Below are 15,055 nucleotides of genomic sequence, written 5' to 3' on the forward strand. Positions count from 1 at the left end.
GGCCTGCGGCGGAACCGCGGCCTGCTCGGGGCTTTCCCAGCCGCGATCCGGTATCGTTGCGGAGTCGGTTCTGGACACCGTGCCGTGGCACGGATGGGTTTGTGAGTCCTGAGGGCCGGATTCGAGGACGGCTTGTCCTCGGAAGTCACCGTATGTGAACGGCCCCGGTCGACGATGTTCCGGGTTCTCAGACCTGCCGAGCGCACTCCTGCGCCCGGCGGGCTGCCATGTACTCAAGTACAACCCAGGAAGATCCATCGTGCCCAAGAACAAGAAGCCCGCTGGCGGACGACCCGCCAGGAACTTCGATCCCTCGTACGCGAAGGGCGGCCGCAAGGGCGGCACCGCCTCGCGCAACGGCTCGACCTCGCAGAAGGCCGGATCGCGCAGCCCCGGCCACCGCGGCTACCGCGCCGAGGAGGAGGCGCCCCGGAAGGAGCGCTGGTCGCGCGAGGAGCGCGTCGCCACCGGCCGCGCACCGCACCGCGCCGTGCGCGAGGGGCGTCCGGCGCGTGACGAGCGCCCGGCGCGCGACGACCGTGCGCCGCGTCGGTTCGACCGCGACGACCGTGCTCCGCGTCGCGACCGTGACGACCGCCCCGCGCGCGCGCACTACCGCGAGGAGCGTCCGGCTCGTTCGTACGACCGTGACGACCGCGGGCCGCGTCGGTTCGACCGGGACGAGCGTCCGGCTCGTTCGTACGACCGTGATGACCGTGCCCCGCGTCGGTTCGACCGCGACGAGCGTGCCCCGCGTCGGTTCGACCGTGACGAGCGTCCGGCTCGTTCGTACGACCGCGACGACCGTGCCCCGCGACGCTCCGACCGCGATGAGCGTGCCCCGCGTCGGTTCGACCGTGACGAGCGTCCGGCTCGTTCGTACGACCGCGACGACCGTGCCCCGCGTCGCTCCGACCGCGACGAGCGTCCCGCCCGCCGGGAGCGTCCCGCTCGTTCGTACGACCGCGACGACCGTGCCCCGCGTCGCTCCGACCGCGACGAGCGTCCCGCCCGCCGGGAGTTCGACCGTCCCGGCTTCCGCGACTCCGAGCGCCGTGCATCGAGCTTCTACCCCAGCCGTGAGGCCGAGACCCGCTTCACGCCCGAGGACGACGTCGTGCTCGAGCGCCTCGAGGCCGAGGCGATCCGCGCCGAGGAGGTCGATGGCGTGACGTTCGCCGACCTGGGCCTCGGCGGCAACGTCGTGCGCGCGCTCGCCGAGCTCGGCGCCGAGACGCCGTTCCCGATCCAGGCGGCGACGATCCCCGTCGTGCTCGAGGGTCGCGACGTGCTCGGCCGCGGACGCACCGGCTCGGGCAAGACCATCGCCTTCGGCGCGCCCACGGTGGAGCGCCTCATGCAGCTGTGGACGGCCTCGGCCCCTTCGACCCTTCGACAGGCTCAGGGCACCGCGGGCCACTCAGGGACCGGCCGCGTGAAGCGCCAGATGGGTCGCAGCCCCCGCGCGCTGATCCTCGCGCCGACCCGCGAGCTCGCGCTGCAGATCGACCGCACCGTGCAGCCGATCGCGCAGAGCGTCGGCCTCTTCACCACGCAGATCTACGGCGGCGTCCCCCAGGGCCGCCAGGTCGGCGCGCTCCAGCGCGGCGTCGACATCGTGATCGGCACGCCGGGCCGCATCGAGGACCTCGTGGAGCAGGGCCGTCTCGACCTCAGCCAGGTCGTGGTCACGGTGCTCGACGAGGCCGACCACATGTGCGACCTCGGATTCCTCGAGCCGGTGCAGCGCATCATCCGCCGCACCTCCGAGGGCGGCCAGAAGCTCCTCTTCTCCGCGACGCTCGACACCGGCGTGGCCGCGCTCGTCGACGAGTTCCTCGTCGACCCGGCGGTGCACGAGGTGGCCGGCGAGGACCAGGCGTCCTCGGCCATCGACCACCGCGTGTTCGTGATCGACAACCGCGACAAGCGCGACATCGTCGCCCAGCTCGCGCAGCGCGACGGCAAGACCCTCGTGTTCTCGCGCACCCGCGCGTTCGCCGAGGACCTCACCGACCACCTCGAGGACTACGGCATCCGCGCCGTGGCCCTGCACGGCGACCTCAACCAGTCGCGCCGAACGCGCAACCTGCAGCAGCTCACGAGCGGCCGGGTCGACGTGCTGGTGGCAACGGATGTCGCGGCACGCGGCATCCACGTCGACGACATCGACCTGGTGATCCAGGCCGACGCGCCCGACGAGTACAAGACGTACCTGCACCGCGCCGGTCGCACCGGTCGCGCCGGCAAGGAGGGTCGCGTCGTCACGCTCATCCCGCGCAATCGCCAGCGCCGCATGGCCGAGCTCCTGGGCCGCGCCGAGATCGAGGTCGACTTCGTCGACGTTCGCCTCGGCGACGACCTGCACGCCGAGCTCGAAGCCGCGCCCGCGCAGGCCGAGGCCGCGATCGAGGCCACGACCGAGGCCACGACCGAGGAGGTCGCCTCCTAGGCGACGGCCGCACCACCCGAACAGGCCCGCGACCCGCCCGGTCGCGGGCCTGTTCGCGTCCCATCCGCGGGATTAGCATGAGCGCGACGCGCGTCGCCGTGCACCACCTGGGGAGTCCGGGAGCGCGAGACGTGGAGGGCGCATCGACATGAGCGACGACCGTACCCCGCAGGGCGCATCGCCCGATTCCCCGACGCAGGGGGCTGCTCCGCAGGCGGCACCGCCGCCCCCGGGCCCCCCGACCGTGAGCCGGGCGACGCTCATCTGGTTCGGCGTCGCGATCGTCGTGCTCTCGTTCGTCGCGGCCTTCCTCGGGTCCTGGGTCGCCCGCGCGGGCGACACCACGGCGGCGGAGCCGACGCCGACGCCGACCGCGGCGGAGGTCGACGAGGCCGCCTACGAGGAGGCGATCAAGGAGATCCTGCCCGCGGGCTCGGCCGTTCGCGCCGGTACCGGCGTGCCCGAGGAGGGCAAGGGGTACGAGGGCGATGTCTACATCGACATCTCGAACTCCGACGTGTACCTGTTCCAGGACGGCGAGTGGACGCTCGTCGGGAACATCCGCCAGAACGCCGCCGAGAACCTCACCGGCGCGCAGGGGGAGCAGGGGGCGCAGGGCGAACAGGGCGCCCAGGGCGAGCAGGGCGCGCAAGGCGAGCAGGGTGCCCAGGGCGAGCAGGGCGCGCAGGGCGAGGCCGGAGCCGCGGGCACGCAGGTGCTCCTCGGCGTCGGCGTCCCCGACCCCTCGACGTGCACCACCGACGGCGACATCTTCATCGACACGAGCAGCGTGCAGTTCTACGAGTGCAAGGCCAGCGCCTGGACGTTGTTCGGCCCGACCCCGGCCCCGACGCCCGCGCCCACCGAGGGCTGACGCATCGCGACGGATGGCATCGCCTCGGCACCGACGTGCCGGCGCGACGCCGTCCGTCGTGCCGTCCGAGTGGCGCCCCGCTCGACGCTGGGGCATAATTACTGACTGAACGGTCGGTTGCCAATTCCGAACCCGAGCTGCCGCTCGGCCCGGAGGACCCGTCGGCGAATACGCTGGGCGGGCGAGCGTTCCCGGACGATGCAGTCAGGAGTGAGCATGGCGGAGGCCTACCTCGTCGGCGGGGTGCGCACCCCGGTCGGACGCTACGGCGGTGCGCTCGCGAGCGTGCGGCCCGACGACCTCGCCGCCCTCGTGGTCGGCGAGCTGGTGCGACGCACCGACCTCGACCGGGCCGGCGAGCTCGGCGCCATCGACGAGGTCATCCTCGGCGCCGCCAACCAGGCCGGCGAGGACAACCGCAACGTCGGGCGCATGTCGGTGCTGCTCGCGGGCCTGCCCGACGAGGTGCCCGGCATCACCGTCAACCGGCTCTGCGCGTCGGGCATGTCGGCCATCACGATGGCCTCCCAGGCCATCCGCGCCGGCGACGCCGACCTGATCATCGCGGGGGGCGTCGAGTCGATGACCCGTGCGCCCTGGGTGCAGGCCAAGCCCGACCGGCCGTGGGCCAAGCCCGGCGCCGCCTACGACACGTCGATCGGCTGGCGCTTCCCGAATCCGCAGCTGCTCGCCCGCGACAAGGCCACCTACGCGATGCCCGAGACCGCCGAGGAGGTCGCCCGCGTCGACGGCATCACGCGCGAGGACGCGGACGCGTTCGCCCTCCGTTCGCAGCAGCGGGCCGCCGCCGCCATCGCCGCGGGCCGGTTCGAGCCCGAGATCGTCGGGGTCCAGACCCACAAGGGCGAGGTGCTCGTCGACGAGGGCCCCCGCCCCGAGACGACGCTCGAGGTGCTCGCGGGCCTGCGTCCCGTGGTGCACGGCGGCTCGGTCGTGACGGCCGGCAACTCGAGCGCGCTCAACGACGGCGCATCCGCGATCCTCGTCGCGAGCGGCGAGGCGGTCGAGCGCTACGGCCTCACGCCCCGCGCCCGCGTGGTCGTCGGCACGAGCGCGGGGCTCGCGCCCGAGATCATGGGCCTCGGGCCGGTCCCCGCGACCGAGAAGGCCCTCGAGCGGGCGGGCATCGACCTCGACGACATCGGCTCGGTCGAGCTCAACGAGGCGTTCGCCACCCAGTCCATCGCGTGCATCCGCCGGCTCGGCCTCGACGAGTCGCGCGTGAACGCCGACGGCGGCGCGATCGCGCTGGGGCATCCGCTCGGCTCGTCGGGTTCGCGACTCGTGGTGACCCTGCTCGGACGCATGGAGCGCGAGGGCTCGCGCTATGGCCTCGCGACGATGTGCGTCGGCGTCGGCCAGGGCACCGCGCTGATCGTGGAGCGCGTGTGATGGCCGACGTGCACCCGCTGTCGGATGCCGCGGGCGGGCCCCTGCGCGTCGAGCGGTTCGACGACCGCGTGGTCGCCACGCTCAACCGTCCCGAGAAGCGGAACGCGATCGACCAGGCCACGATCGACGCGCTGCACCTGCTCTGCGCCGAGCTCGAGGCGATCCCGCGGATCCTGATCCTCACGGGCGCCGGAGGCGTGTTCGCGTCGGGCGCCGACATCGGCGAGCTGCGCGAGCGACGGGCCGCCGACGCCCGCCGCGGCATCAACGCGAACGCGTTCGTGCGCGTGCACGAGCTGCCCATGCCCGTCATCGCGGCCCTCGACGGGTACGCGCTCGGCGGCGGCGCCGAGCTCGCGTACGCGGCCGACATCCGCATCGCCACGCCGCGCCTGCGCATCGGCAACCCCGAGACCGGACTCGGCATCATCGCGGCGGCCGGGGCGAGCTGGCGCCTGAAGGAGATCGTCGGCGAGGCGCGCGCGATCGAGCTGCTCCTCACGGGCCGCGCGGTCGGCGCCGACGAGGCGCGCGACCTCGGCCTCGTCACCGAGGTGCACCCCGTCGACGAGCTGCTGCCCGCGGCGCACGCGATCGCCGACCGGATCGCGGCCAACGACCGCGCCGCCACGATCGCCACGAAGCGCGTCTTCCGCGCTCCGCGCGCGGAGCATCCGGCCGTCGACCTCGAGACCCAGGCCGACCTCTTCGAGAGCCCCGAGAAGTTCCGGCGCATGACCGAGTTCCTGGAGCGGAGGCAGAAGCGATGAGCGAGATGTCCGGTGGTCGAGTAGCGCCCGGCGAAGCCGGACGCGTATCGAGACCTGGCGACGAGGATCTCGATACGCGTCGCGCTCCGCGCGGCGCTACTCGATCAGCGACCGCCACGGGAGCACCGTCCGACGTCGGCGTGCTCGGCGGCGGACGCATGGGCGCCGGCATCGCGCACGCGTTCCTGCTCGCCGGCTCGCGCGTGACCGTCGTCGAGCGTGACGCGGATGCCGCGGGCGCGGCCTCGGCGCGCGTGCTCGAGTCCGTCGCGGCATCCGTCGCCCGCGGCACCGCCGACGACGACGAGTCGGCGATCGCCGCCCGTTTCGCCACGAGCACCGACGTCTCGGACTTCGCACGCGCGGGCCTCGTGATCGAGGCCGTGCCCGAGGACCTCGAGCTGAAGATCGACGCGCTCACCCGCGTCGAGGCGGTGCTGCCGCCCGAGGCCGCGCTCGCGTCGAACACGTCGTCGATCTCGATCGACCAGCTCGCTGCGCTGCTCGACCGGCCCGACCGCTTCCTCGGCATGCACTTCTTCAACCCCGTGCCGGCCTCATCGCTCGTCGAGATCGTGCGCGGCGACGCCTCGCAGGGCACCCTCGTGGCGGAGGCCCGCGAGTGGGTGCACGCGATCGGCAAGACGCCGATCGTCGTCGCGGATGCCCCGGGCTTCGCGTCGTCTCGACTCGGTGTCGCGCTCGGGCTCGAGGCCATCCGCATGCTCGAGGACGGCGTGGCCAGCGCCGAGGACATCGACGCCGCGATGACGCTGGGGTACAAGCATCCGGTGGGCCCCCTGCGGCTCACCGACATCGTCGGCCTCGACGTGCGGCTCGGCATCGCCGAGTACCTCTCGTCGACGCTCGGCGAGCGATTCGCGCCGCCGGCGCTGCTGCGCCGCATGGTGGCGGAGGGCAAGCTCGGCCGCAAGACGGGCGAGGGCTTCTACCTGTGGGATGCGCCGTGACGCTTCCCGGTCGTCGAGGAGCGCCGCGCGCAGCCGGACGCGTATCGAGACGCGAAACGGATCTCGATACGCGTCCGGCTTCGCCGGGCGCTACTCGATCACCGGATCTGAACACCTTCGAGAGGAACACACGATGACCGAGATCCTGCCGAGCTACCTCCAGGGCCAGTGGTGGACGCCGGACGCCGCGGCCGCGGCGTCGGCGACCGAGGTGCGCGACGCCTCGACGGGCGACGTGATCGCCCGCGTGTCGACCGAGGGGCTCGACCTCGCGGGAGCGCTGGAGTACGCCCGCACGGTGGGCCAGGCGAGCCTCGGCGAGCTGACGTTCCACCAGCGCGCGGTGCTGCTCAAGCAGTTCGCGCTCGCGCTCACCGAGCGCAAGGCCGAGCTCTACGAGCTCTCGAGCCGCACGGGTGCGACGAAGCAGGACTCGTGGGTCGACATCGACGGCGGCATCGGCGTGCTCTTCACCTACTCGGGCAAGGGCCGCCGCGAGATGCCGAACAGCACGGTCTACATCGACGGCAACGTCGAGAACCTGTCGAAGGACGGCTCATTCCTCGGCCGGCATATCTATACCCGGCTCCCCGGCGTGGCCGTGCAGATCAACGCCTTCAACTTCCCGGTGTGGGGCTCGCTCGAGAAGTTCGCCCCGGCCTTCCTCGCCGGCGTCCCGACGATCGTGAAGCCCGCGACCCCCACGGGCTACGTCGCCGAGGCCATGGTGCGCATCCTCGTCGAGTCGGGCCTGCTGCCCGAGGGGTCGCTGCAGCTCGTGTCGGGCAGCGTGCCCGACCTCTTCGACCACCTGCGCCTCGGCGACCTCGTCGCGTTCACCGGCTCGGCGTCCACCGCCGAGCGACTGCGCTCGCACGACTCCGTGCAGACGGGCGGCGTGCGGTTCACGAGCGAGACCGACTCGATCAACGCGTCGATCCTCGGCACCGACGCGGTGTCGGGCACGCCCGAGTTCGACGCGTACGTGAAGCAGCTCGTCGTAGAGATGACCTCCAAGGCGGGCCAGAAGTGCACCGCCATCCGCCGCGCGATCGTGCCCGAGGCATCCGTCGACGCGGTCATCGACGCCGTGCGCGCGCGCATCGCCGAGCGCGTGGTCGTCGGCGACCCGCGCGCCGAGGGCGTCACGATGGGCCCGCTCGCCTCGCTCACCCAGCGCGACGAGGTGCTCCGCCAGGTCGGCCGGCTCGAGCAGGCGGGCGGCGAGCTCGTCATCGGCTCGACGGATGCCCCGAGCATCGTGCACGCCGACGGCAGCACCGGTGCCGCGCCCGACGGCGCCTTCGTCGGCCCCATGCTGCTGCGGTTCGCGGATGCCGCGAGCCCCGCGCTGCACGAGGTCGAGGCGTTCGGGCCGGTCGCGTCGATCGTCGGCTACGGCTCGCTCGACGAGGCCACCGGGCTGGTGGCCCGCGGCGGCGGATCGCTCGTCACGAGCGTCGCGACGCACGACCCCTCGGTCGCCGTCGCGCTCGCGGCGGGCATCGCGGCGTACAACGGCCGCGTGCTCTTCCTCGACCGCGACGACGCGCGCAGCTCGACGGGCCACGGCTCGCCGCTGCCGAACCTCGTGCACGGCGGACCCGGTCGCGCCGGCGGCGGCGAGGAGCTCGGCGGCATCCGTGCCGTGCTGCACCACATGCAGCGCACCGCCGTGCAGGGCTCGCCCGAGATGCTCACCGCGCTGACCGGCGTGTGGCACCAGGGCGCGGCGTCGCAGGCCGACGGCGTGCACCCGTTCCGCAAGTCGCTCGCGGAGCTGCGCATCGGCGACCAGGTCGTCTCGGCGTCCCGCACGGTGACCCTCGAGGACATCGAGACGTTCGCGGAGTTCACCGGAGACACGTTCTACGCGCACATGGACGAGGAGGCCGCGGCAGCGAACCCGTTCTTCCCGGGGCGCGTCGCGCACGGCTACCTGCTCGTGTCGTGGGCCGCCGGCCTGTTCGTCGACGCCGCGCCCGGCCCGGTGCTCGCGAACTACGGCCTGGAGAACCTGCGCTTCATCACGCCGGTGTCGCCCGGCGACTCGATCCGGGTCGAGCTCACGGCGAAGCAGATCTCTCCGCGCGAGACCGACGAGTACGGCGAGGTGCGCTGGGACGCGGTGCTGAAGAACCAGGACGACGAGCTCGTCGCGACCTACGACGTGCTCACCCTCGTGGCGAAGGAGCAGGCGCCGCAGCCGGCGTAGCGCCGGGGACCCGCCGCGTCGCGGGCCTCAGCCGCGCAGCGCCAGCACGAACGGGAGCACCGCGGTCGCGCCTCGCTCCCGTAGGGTCCGTGCCGCGACGGTGAGCGTCCACCGGCTGTCGGCCTGGTCGTCGACGAGCAGGACGCCGCCCTCGGGCATCTCGAGCCCGTCGGCGGTGAACCGGTCCCAGACGCCGGCGAGCCGGAAGGCGCTGTTCCCGCCGGGCCGACCGGCGGGGCCGCCGTCCACCGGCGTGAGCGCCCCGAGGTAGGGCATCCGTCCGATCTCGGCGATGCCACGGGCGAGCGAGTCGACGAGCAGCGGCCGCGACCGCGACGGCACCGAGGCGACGGCGACGGGCCGATCGGCCCAGCCCCAGTCGGCGAGCACGCGCACGCAGGCCGCCAGCACCTGCGACGGGACCGGCCCGTCGGGCGTGCCCGGCGCGAGCAGCTCGCGCATGGTGCCGCCCCAGCCGAGGTCGGTCAGCCGGGCGAGCGCCCGGCCCTTGTCGGCCTGCTCGCCGGCCGGGATGCGGCCCTTGACCGGGACCCCGAGCCGGTCGGCGCCGGTCGGCCAGGCGCGACGCGGCTCGATGGGCACGCCCACCCGGTCGAGCGCGCCGGCGGCGGCCTCGGCGGCGCCGTCGGCCAGTCCGCCGGGGTACCAGGCGCCGGCACAGGTGTCGCAGCGGCCGCAGGGCACCGCCGTCTCGTCGTCGAGCGAGCGCTGGAGGAACGCCATGCGGCATCCGTCGGTCTGCTCGTACTCGATCATGTGCCGCTGCTCGGCTTCGCGCTCCTCGGCGATGCGCCCGTAGCGCTCGGCGTCGTAGCTCCACGGCTCGCCCGTCGCGACCCAGCCGCCCTGCACACGCCGGACGGCGCCGTCGACGTCGAGCACCTTGAGCAGCAGCTCGAGCGGCGTGCGGCGGATGTCGACCCGGGCCTCGAGCGCCGGCGTCGACAGCGGCTCGTCGGACAGCTCGTCGATCACGCGGCGGGCGCGCTCCTCGTCGGGCATCGACGCCGTCGCGAAGTAGTGCCAGATCGCCGGGTCCTCGTTGCCGGGGAGCAGGAGCACGTCGGCGCGCTCGGTCGCTCGGCCGGCCCGCCCGACCTGCTGGTAGTAGGCGACCGGCGACGACGGCGCCCCGAGGTGCACCACGAAGCCGAGGTCGGGCTTGTCGAATCCCATGCCGAGCGCGCTCGTGGCGATGAGCGCCTTCACCTCGTTGCGCTTCAGCAGGCGCTCGGACTCCTCGCGCTCGTCGGGATCGGTCTGGCCCGTATAGGCGCGGACGTCGTGCCCGCGCTCGCGCAGGAGGCGCGCCGTGTCGTTCGCCGCCGAGACGGTCAGCGTGTAGATGATGCCCGAGCCGGGCAGGTCGTCGAGGTGGCTCAGCAGCCAGGCCAGGCGGGTCGTGGAGTCGGGGAGTCGCAGGACGCCGAGGCGAAGCGACGAGCGGGCCAACGGGCCGCGGATCGTCAGCACCTCGCTCCCGCCGAGCTGCTCCGCGACATCCGCCACCACCCGGCTGTTCGCCGTGGCCGTGGTCGCGAGCACCGGCACGTCGGCCGGAATGCGGGCGATGAGGTCGCGGAGCCGACGGTAGTCGGGCCGGAAGTCATGACCCCAGTCGCTGATGCAGTGCGCCTCGTCGACGACGAGCAGCCCGATGCGTCGCACCAGCGCAGGCAGCTGCTGCTCGCGGAACGAGGGGTTGTTGAGCCGCTCGGGCGACACCAGCAGCACGTCGACCTCGTCGGCGTCGAGCCGGCGCACGACGTCGTCCCACTCGTGCGGATTCGTCGAGTTGATCGCCACCGCGCGCACGCCCGCACGCTCGGCCGCCGCGATCTGGTCGCGCATCAGCGCGAGCAGCGGCGAGACGAGCACGGTCGGACCGCCGCCCCTGCGGCGGAGCAGCGCCGTGGCCACGAAGTAGACCGCGGACTTGCCCCAGCCGGTGCGCTGCACCACGAGCGCGCGGCCTCGCCCGTCGACGAGCGCCTCGATCGCCTCGAACTGCCCGTCGTGGAACTCCGCGTCGGGCCGGCCCACGAGCTCGCGGAGCGCGGCGAGGGCGTCGGCACGCGTGGCGTCGGTCGTGACGAGGGCGGTCATGCCTCCACTCTCGTCGATGCGGCCGACATCCACGCGATGCGATCCACGAGACCGGCTTCACCACAAGGGATTGAGGCGGCTCGGCGGCCGCGTTAGCGTGGACCTGTCGACCCCCCGGACCCTGGGATCGGAACCCTACCGGCCGCCTCGGCGGCACTCCGCTTCCAGAGGGGGGTCTGGGACCATGCACCGAATCCACTATGGAGCGGTCGCGTACCTCACCGGCGACGAGATCGCTCGCGCCGTGCTCGACTACGCCGCCCTCCTCGCCCGCAGCGGGGACGCCGACGTGGTGGCGTTGCCCGTCCGGGAGCCCGACGGGTCATTGCGCGAGGTCCGCCTGGTCCTGGGCGCCGGGCTGCCCATCGCCGCCACGGACATCGGTCCCGGCAATCCCGAGGAGCTCCACGACGATGTGCTCATCGCGGACCTCGACCGACGGGCGGCGAAGCGACGACACACGGTCAGAAGCCTGACGACCGAGGAGATGGGCCAGCTCGCCGCGTCCGACGAGGACTTCCTCGACTACTGACGCGGGGTGCCCCGGAGCTCCGCGTTCAGAAGATGAGGTGGCGCTGCACCAGCTGCTCCGCGACGCTCGTGAGCGGCAGTTGGTTGTTCCGGGCGTAGTGCCGCATCATCTCGAACGCCTGGTCCATCGACACGTCGTGCGTGTGCGCGAGCACGCCCTTCGCCTGCTCGATGACGACGCGCGTGTTCAACGCGAACTGGAGCTGCTCTCGGGTCGTCTCGGTCGCGCGCATCGTGCGCTCATGCAGGATGCCGATCGTCGCCACGTCGGCGAGCGCCTGCGCGGCGCGGAGGTCGTGCGCGTTCAGCTCGCCGGTCTCGGTCCGGAGCAGGTTGACCGAGCCGATGGTCGTGTCGCGGAGGCGGAGGGGGATCGCGTACGCCGACCGGAAGCCGGCGTCGAGCGCCGCCCGGTTGAACGGACCCCAGCTCGTCGGCGCGCTCTCGATGTCGGGCACCGAGATCACGAGCGCCGTGCGGTAGCTGTCGATGCAGGGCCCGGCCTCGGCGGACAGCTGGATGGTCTCGACGAGTCGGCTCTCCTCGTTCGTGGACACGACGAGCTCGAGGTCGCCGAATTCGTCGGCGAGCAGCAGTCCGGCCGCCGAGACGTCGAGCAGCGTACGGCAGGTCTCGACGAGCGTCTGCAGCAGCTCGACCACGTCGTAGTCGTCGACCAGCGTGTCGGCCAGGCCCGCGAAGACCTCGAGGATGCGGTCGTGCCGATCGGTGTCCCTCATCGGACGTCTTCGATGCGGTTCTCGACCATCCGGAAGGTGAGTCGACGCGACACGATGTCGTCGGCGATCGCCCGCATGCTCCGCCGCTCGGTCAACGCCTGCCCCTGGATGAGCGCGTGGGCGTCCTCCGCCGAGATGCCGAGCTGGGCGATCACGAATCCGGTGGCCTGGTGGATCGTTCGGCGGGAATGTCGGGTCTGGCCGTCCTCCTCGAGGTTGCCGGCGAGGCGCACTGCGCGTCGGAGCACGTGCCGGCTGATGAGGTCCGTGATGGCGGCCACCTGTTCCGCCTGCTCGAGCGGGAGCTCGGCCGGCCGTTCGTTGTAGAGGTCGAGCGCGCCGATGTGCATCGCGCCGATCGAGAGTGGGAACGCGAACAGCGCCCCGACCTGCTCCTCGCGGAGTGCGTCGGAGAAGGCCGGCCAGTTCCGACGTGGGTGGTTCCGGATGTCGGGTTCGAGGATGGGCCGGCCGAGGTCGACCGAGTCCCAGCACGGTCCCTCGCCGAGGTCGAGCTGCAGCTCGTCGATGCGTGCCGCGATCTCGTCGCTCGCCGAGACCGTCTCGGAGCCGAGGAACCGCCCGAGGGTCGACACCGCTGCACCCGACATCGGGATCGCGACGAGCACGGAGTCGGTGAGGTCCTCGTCGACGAGATGGGGGCGCGAGAGCACCTCGATGGCCGCGTCGAAGCGAGCGCTCATCGCGGGCTCCGCGGCATCTCGGCCACCATCGCCTCGGGCGCTCGCTGCACCATCACGTGCTCACGGTATCGCAGCGGAATCCCGCCCACACGGGGGTTGTGTTTCTGCGCGGCGGAGAGACGGCGAGACGTCCGCGTGAGCGGCCTCGCGGCAGGTCGCTCCAGGATCAGCGATTCGGCGTCCACCCGATCGCCGGGCCGACGTGCTCGGCGATCGAGGCGAGCAGCCGCGCGTTGTAGTCGACGCCGAGCTGGTTCGGCACGGTGACGAGCAGCGTGTCGGCGGCCGCGACGGCCTTGTCGTTCGCGAGTTCCTCGGCGATGCGGTCGGGCTCGCCGATGTAGCTCTTGCCGAAGCGCGCGAGCCCGCCGTCGAGGAATCCGACCTGGTCCCTCGTGTCGCTGCCGACGCGGGGGCCGAAGTACTCGCGGTCCTCGTCGGTCACGAGCGGGATCACGCTGCGCGACACCGAGACGCGCGGCGTCCGCTCCCAGCCGGCGGCCTCCCACGCGTCGCGGTACAGCTGGATCTGCTCGTACTGCAGCTCGTCGAACGGCACGCCCGTGTCCTCGGTGAGCAGCGTCGAGCTCATCAGGTTCATGCCCTGCTCGGCGGTCCACTCAGCGGTCGCACGCGTGCCGCTGCCCCACCAGATGCGGTCGACGAGGCCGGGCGACTGGGGCTGGATCGGCAGCGGCGCGGTGGACCCGGTCATCTGCGGGTTGCCCGCCACGACGCCGGCGCCCGTGATCGCGGCGCGGAACAGCTCGGTCTTCTGGCGCGCGAGGTCGGCGTCAGTCTCGCCTTCGGGCGGCACGAACCCGAACGCGTGCGAGCCGTCCTGCGCGGGCTCGGGCGAGCCGCGGCTCACGCCCAGCTGGAGTCGCCCCTCGCCGCCGGCGTGGGCGCTGATCAGGTCGGCGGCCGCGGCATCCTCGGCCATGTAGAGGGGGTTCTCGTAGCGCATGTCGATGACGCCCGTGCCGATCTCGATGCGGCTCGTGCGGGCGCCGATCGCGGCGAGCAGCGGGAACGGGCTCGCGAGCTGCCGCGCGAAGTGGTGCACGCGGAAGAACGCGCCGTCGATGCCGAGCTCCTCGGCCGCCACCGCGAGCTCGATCGACTGCACGAGCGCGTCGCGTCCGGAGCGCGTCGACGACTGCGGCGAGGGATGCCAGTGGCCGAACGAGAGGAATCCGATGCGCTGCTTCACGACGGGTACAGCATCCTGCGGCATCCGCTCATTCCCCTCTGCTCCGCGGCCGCCGAGAATAGGGCATCTGCCGGATGCCGGGCGGCCACCTCAGACAGGAGTCTAGGGTCAACGACGCACGGAACCGGAGTGGACATGTTGATCTCGGAACTGACCTTCCCGCATCTCGCCGAGGCACGCGAGGCCCAGCTCGTGCAGCAGCTCGAGCGTCGCCGGGTCGTGGCCGAACGACTCGCCGTGGCGTCGGGCGACGCGCCGGCGCCCGCACGACGTCGACGCGAGCGGATGCCACGCGCCCGCGTCGCGACGAACGAGCCCTGCCCGGCGTAGACCTCGCGCCCCGGACTCAGCCGAGCAGCTCCTGCACTCGGTTCGACGTGGGCATGCGCAGCCCGTCGAGCGCGATCGCGATGACGTCGTCGGCGAGGCGGTCGGCGTCCTCGGCGCCGCCCGGCCGGTACCACTCGACGATCGAGTTGATCATGCCGAACAGCAGCCGCTCCACGACGCGCACGTCGATGTCGCTGCGCAGCGACCCCTCGGCCTGCGCCTCGGACACGAGCGCCGTCACCCGCTTGTCGAACGCGCGCCGGCGGGCGAGGGCGCGGCGCTCCACCTCGGTGTTGCCGCGCACGCGCAGCAGCAGGGTCACGTAGGGCAGCTTCTCGACGAGCACATGCACGGCGCCGCGCAGCACGTGGTCGAGCCGGTCGGCGGCACGCCGGGGCGCCGCCCCGTCGACGAGCTCAGGATGCGCCGCCTCCTCCAGCACGCCCTCGAGCGCGCCGAGCGCCGTGTCGAGGGCGCGGTCGAGGATCTCGTCCTTCGACGCGAAGTGGTGGTAGATCGCGGACTTCGAGAGGCCGAGCCGGTCGGCGAGCACGCCCATCGACGTCGCGTCGTAGCCGTACTGGTTGAACGCGGCGACGGCGACGTCGAGGATGCCCTGCTGGTCGTAGCCGGGGCGTCCCCGTCGGAGGCTTCCGTTCTCTGACATCGCCCCCAGTCTCCCATCTCGGTCGTCCCGCCGGCCGTTGCGCCACTT

General features: G+C 72.7%; 13 protein-coding genes. 8 read left to right on the forward strand and 5 right to left on the reverse strand.

Translation table 11 applies throughout. The features are described 5' to 3' along the window. The first annotated feature begins 259 nt into the window (after nt 1–259). The 6 genes from ACFVN5_RS03890 to paaZ all read left to right on the forward strand — a co-directional run bounded on the left by ACFVN5_RS03890 (nt 260) and on the right by paaZ (nt 8,695). Nucleotides 260–2,452, forward strand: a complete 2,193-nt coding sequence (locus ACFVN5_RS03890; RefSeq protein WP_376953343.1) for a DEAD/DEAH box helicase — start codon at nt 260–262, stop codon at nt 2,450–2,452. A 148-nt stretch (nt 2,453–2,600) separates the two neighbouring features. Then, a complete protein-coding gene (locus ACFVN5_RS03895) occupies nt 2,601–3,326 on the forward strand; it encodes a hypothetical protein (RefSeq protein WP_376953345.1) in 726 nt (241 codons plus the stop codon). Between the two features lie 216 nt (nt 3,327–3,542). Further along, a complete protein-coding gene (locus tag ACFVN5_RS03900) occupies nt 3,543–4,739 on the forward strand; it encodes an acetyl-CoA C-acyltransferase (RefSeq protein ID WP_376953347.1) in 1,197 nt (398 codons plus the stop codon). Beyond that, the gene (locus ACFVN5_RS03905; protein ID WP_376953348.1) at nt 4,739–5,509 is read left to right on the forward strand and encodes an enoyl-CoA hydratase/isomerase family protein; all 771 of its coding nucleotides are present in this window, start codon (nt 4,739–4,741) and stop codon (nt 5,507–5,509) included. The genes ACFVN5_RS03900 and ACFVN5_RS03905 overlap by 1 nt, the downstream gene beginning before the upstream one ends. Then, the gene (locus ACFVN5_RS03910; RefSeq protein WP_376953350.1) at nt 5,506–6,480 is read left to right on the forward strand and encodes a 3-hydroxyacyl-CoA dehydrogenase family protein; all 975 of its coding nucleotides are present in this window, start codon (nt 5,506–5,508) and stop codon (nt 6,478–6,480) included. Before ACFVN5_RS03905 ends, ACFVN5_RS03910 begins: the two co-directional genes overlap by 4 nt. 133 nt (nt 6,481–6,613) lie before the next feature. Beyond that, a complete protein-coding gene (gene paaZ, locus ACFVN5_RS03915) occupies nt 6,614–8,695 on the forward strand; it encodes a phenylacetic acid degradation bifunctional protein PaaZ (protein ID WP_376953351.1) in 2,082 nt (693 codons plus the stop codon). A gap of 27 nt (nt 8,696–8,722) precedes the next feature. Here the strand turns inward: paaZ and ACFVN5_RS03920 are convergent, their stop codons facing one another. After that, nucleotides 8,723–10,822, reverse strand: a complete 2,100-nt coding sequence (locus ACFVN5_RS03920) for a RecQ family ATP-dependent DNA helicase (protein ID WP_376953352.1) — start codon at nt 10,820–10,822, stop codon at nt 8,723–8,725. A gap of 184 nt (nt 10,823–11,006) precedes the next feature. On the opposite strand from ACFVN5_RS03920, the gene ACFVN5_RS03925 reads away from it, so the two are divergent. Continuing rightward, a complete protein-coding gene (locus tag ACFVN5_RS03925; protein ID WP_376953353.1) occupies nt 11,007–11,354 on the forward strand; it encodes a hypothetical protein in 348 nt (115 codons plus the stop codon). 25 nt (nt 11,355–11,379) lie between these two features. On the opposite strand, the gene ACFVN5_RS03930 is transcribed toward ACFVN5_RS03925, so the two are convergent. The 3 genes from ACFVN5_RS03930 to ACFVN5_RS03940 all read right to left on the reverse strand — a co-directional run bounded on the left by ACFVN5_RS03930 (nt 11,380) and on the right by ACFVN5_RS03940 (nt 14,034). After that, nucleotides 11,380–12,093 carry an ANTAR domain-containing protein gene (locus tag ACFVN5_RS03930; RefSeq protein ID WP_376953354.1) on the reverse strand — a complete coding sequence of 238 codons (714 nt, stop codon included), beginning with the start codon at nt 12,091–12,093 and terminating at the stop codon, nt 11,380–11,382. Continuing rightward, nucleotides 12,090–12,797, reverse strand: coding sequence for a GAF and ANTAR domain-containing protein (locus tag ACFVN5_RS03935; protein ID WP_376953355.1), 708 nt, complete (start codon nt 12,795–12,797; stop codon nt 12,090–12,092). The genes ACFVN5_RS03930 and ACFVN5_RS03935 overlap by 4 nt, the downstream gene beginning before the upstream one ends. A gap of 166 nt (nt 12,798–12,963) precedes the next feature. After that, entirely contained in the window at nt 12,964–14,034 is a 1,071-nt protein-coding gene (locus ACFVN5_RS03940) for an LLM class flavin-dependent oxidoreductase (protein WP_376953357.1), read from the reverse strand. 111 nt (nt 14,035–14,145) lie between these two features. On the opposite strand from ACFVN5_RS03940, the gene ACFVN5_RS03945 reads away from it, so the two are divergent. Then, nucleotides 14,146–14,340, forward strand: a complete 195-nt coding sequence (locus ACFVN5_RS03945; protein ID WP_376953358.1) for a hypothetical protein — start codon at nt 14,146–14,148, stop codon at nt 14,338–14,340. A gap of 16 nt (nt 14,341–14,356) precedes the next feature. On the opposite strand, the gene ACFVN5_RS03950 is transcribed toward ACFVN5_RS03945, so the two are convergent. Next, on the reverse strand, nt 14,357–15,007 hold the full coding sequence (locus tag ACFVN5_RS03950; protein WP_376953359.1) for a TetR/AcrR family transcriptional regulator: 651 nt from the start codon (nt 15,005–15,007) through the stop codon (nt 14,357–14,359). Between the last annotated feature and the right edge of the window lie 48 nt (nt 15,008–15,055).

Origin of the sequence: Agromyces sp. NPDC057865 (assembly GCF_042796995.1) — a bacterium.
GTDB lineage: Bacteria > Actinomycetota > Actinomycetes > Actinomycetales > Microbacteriaceae > Agromyces.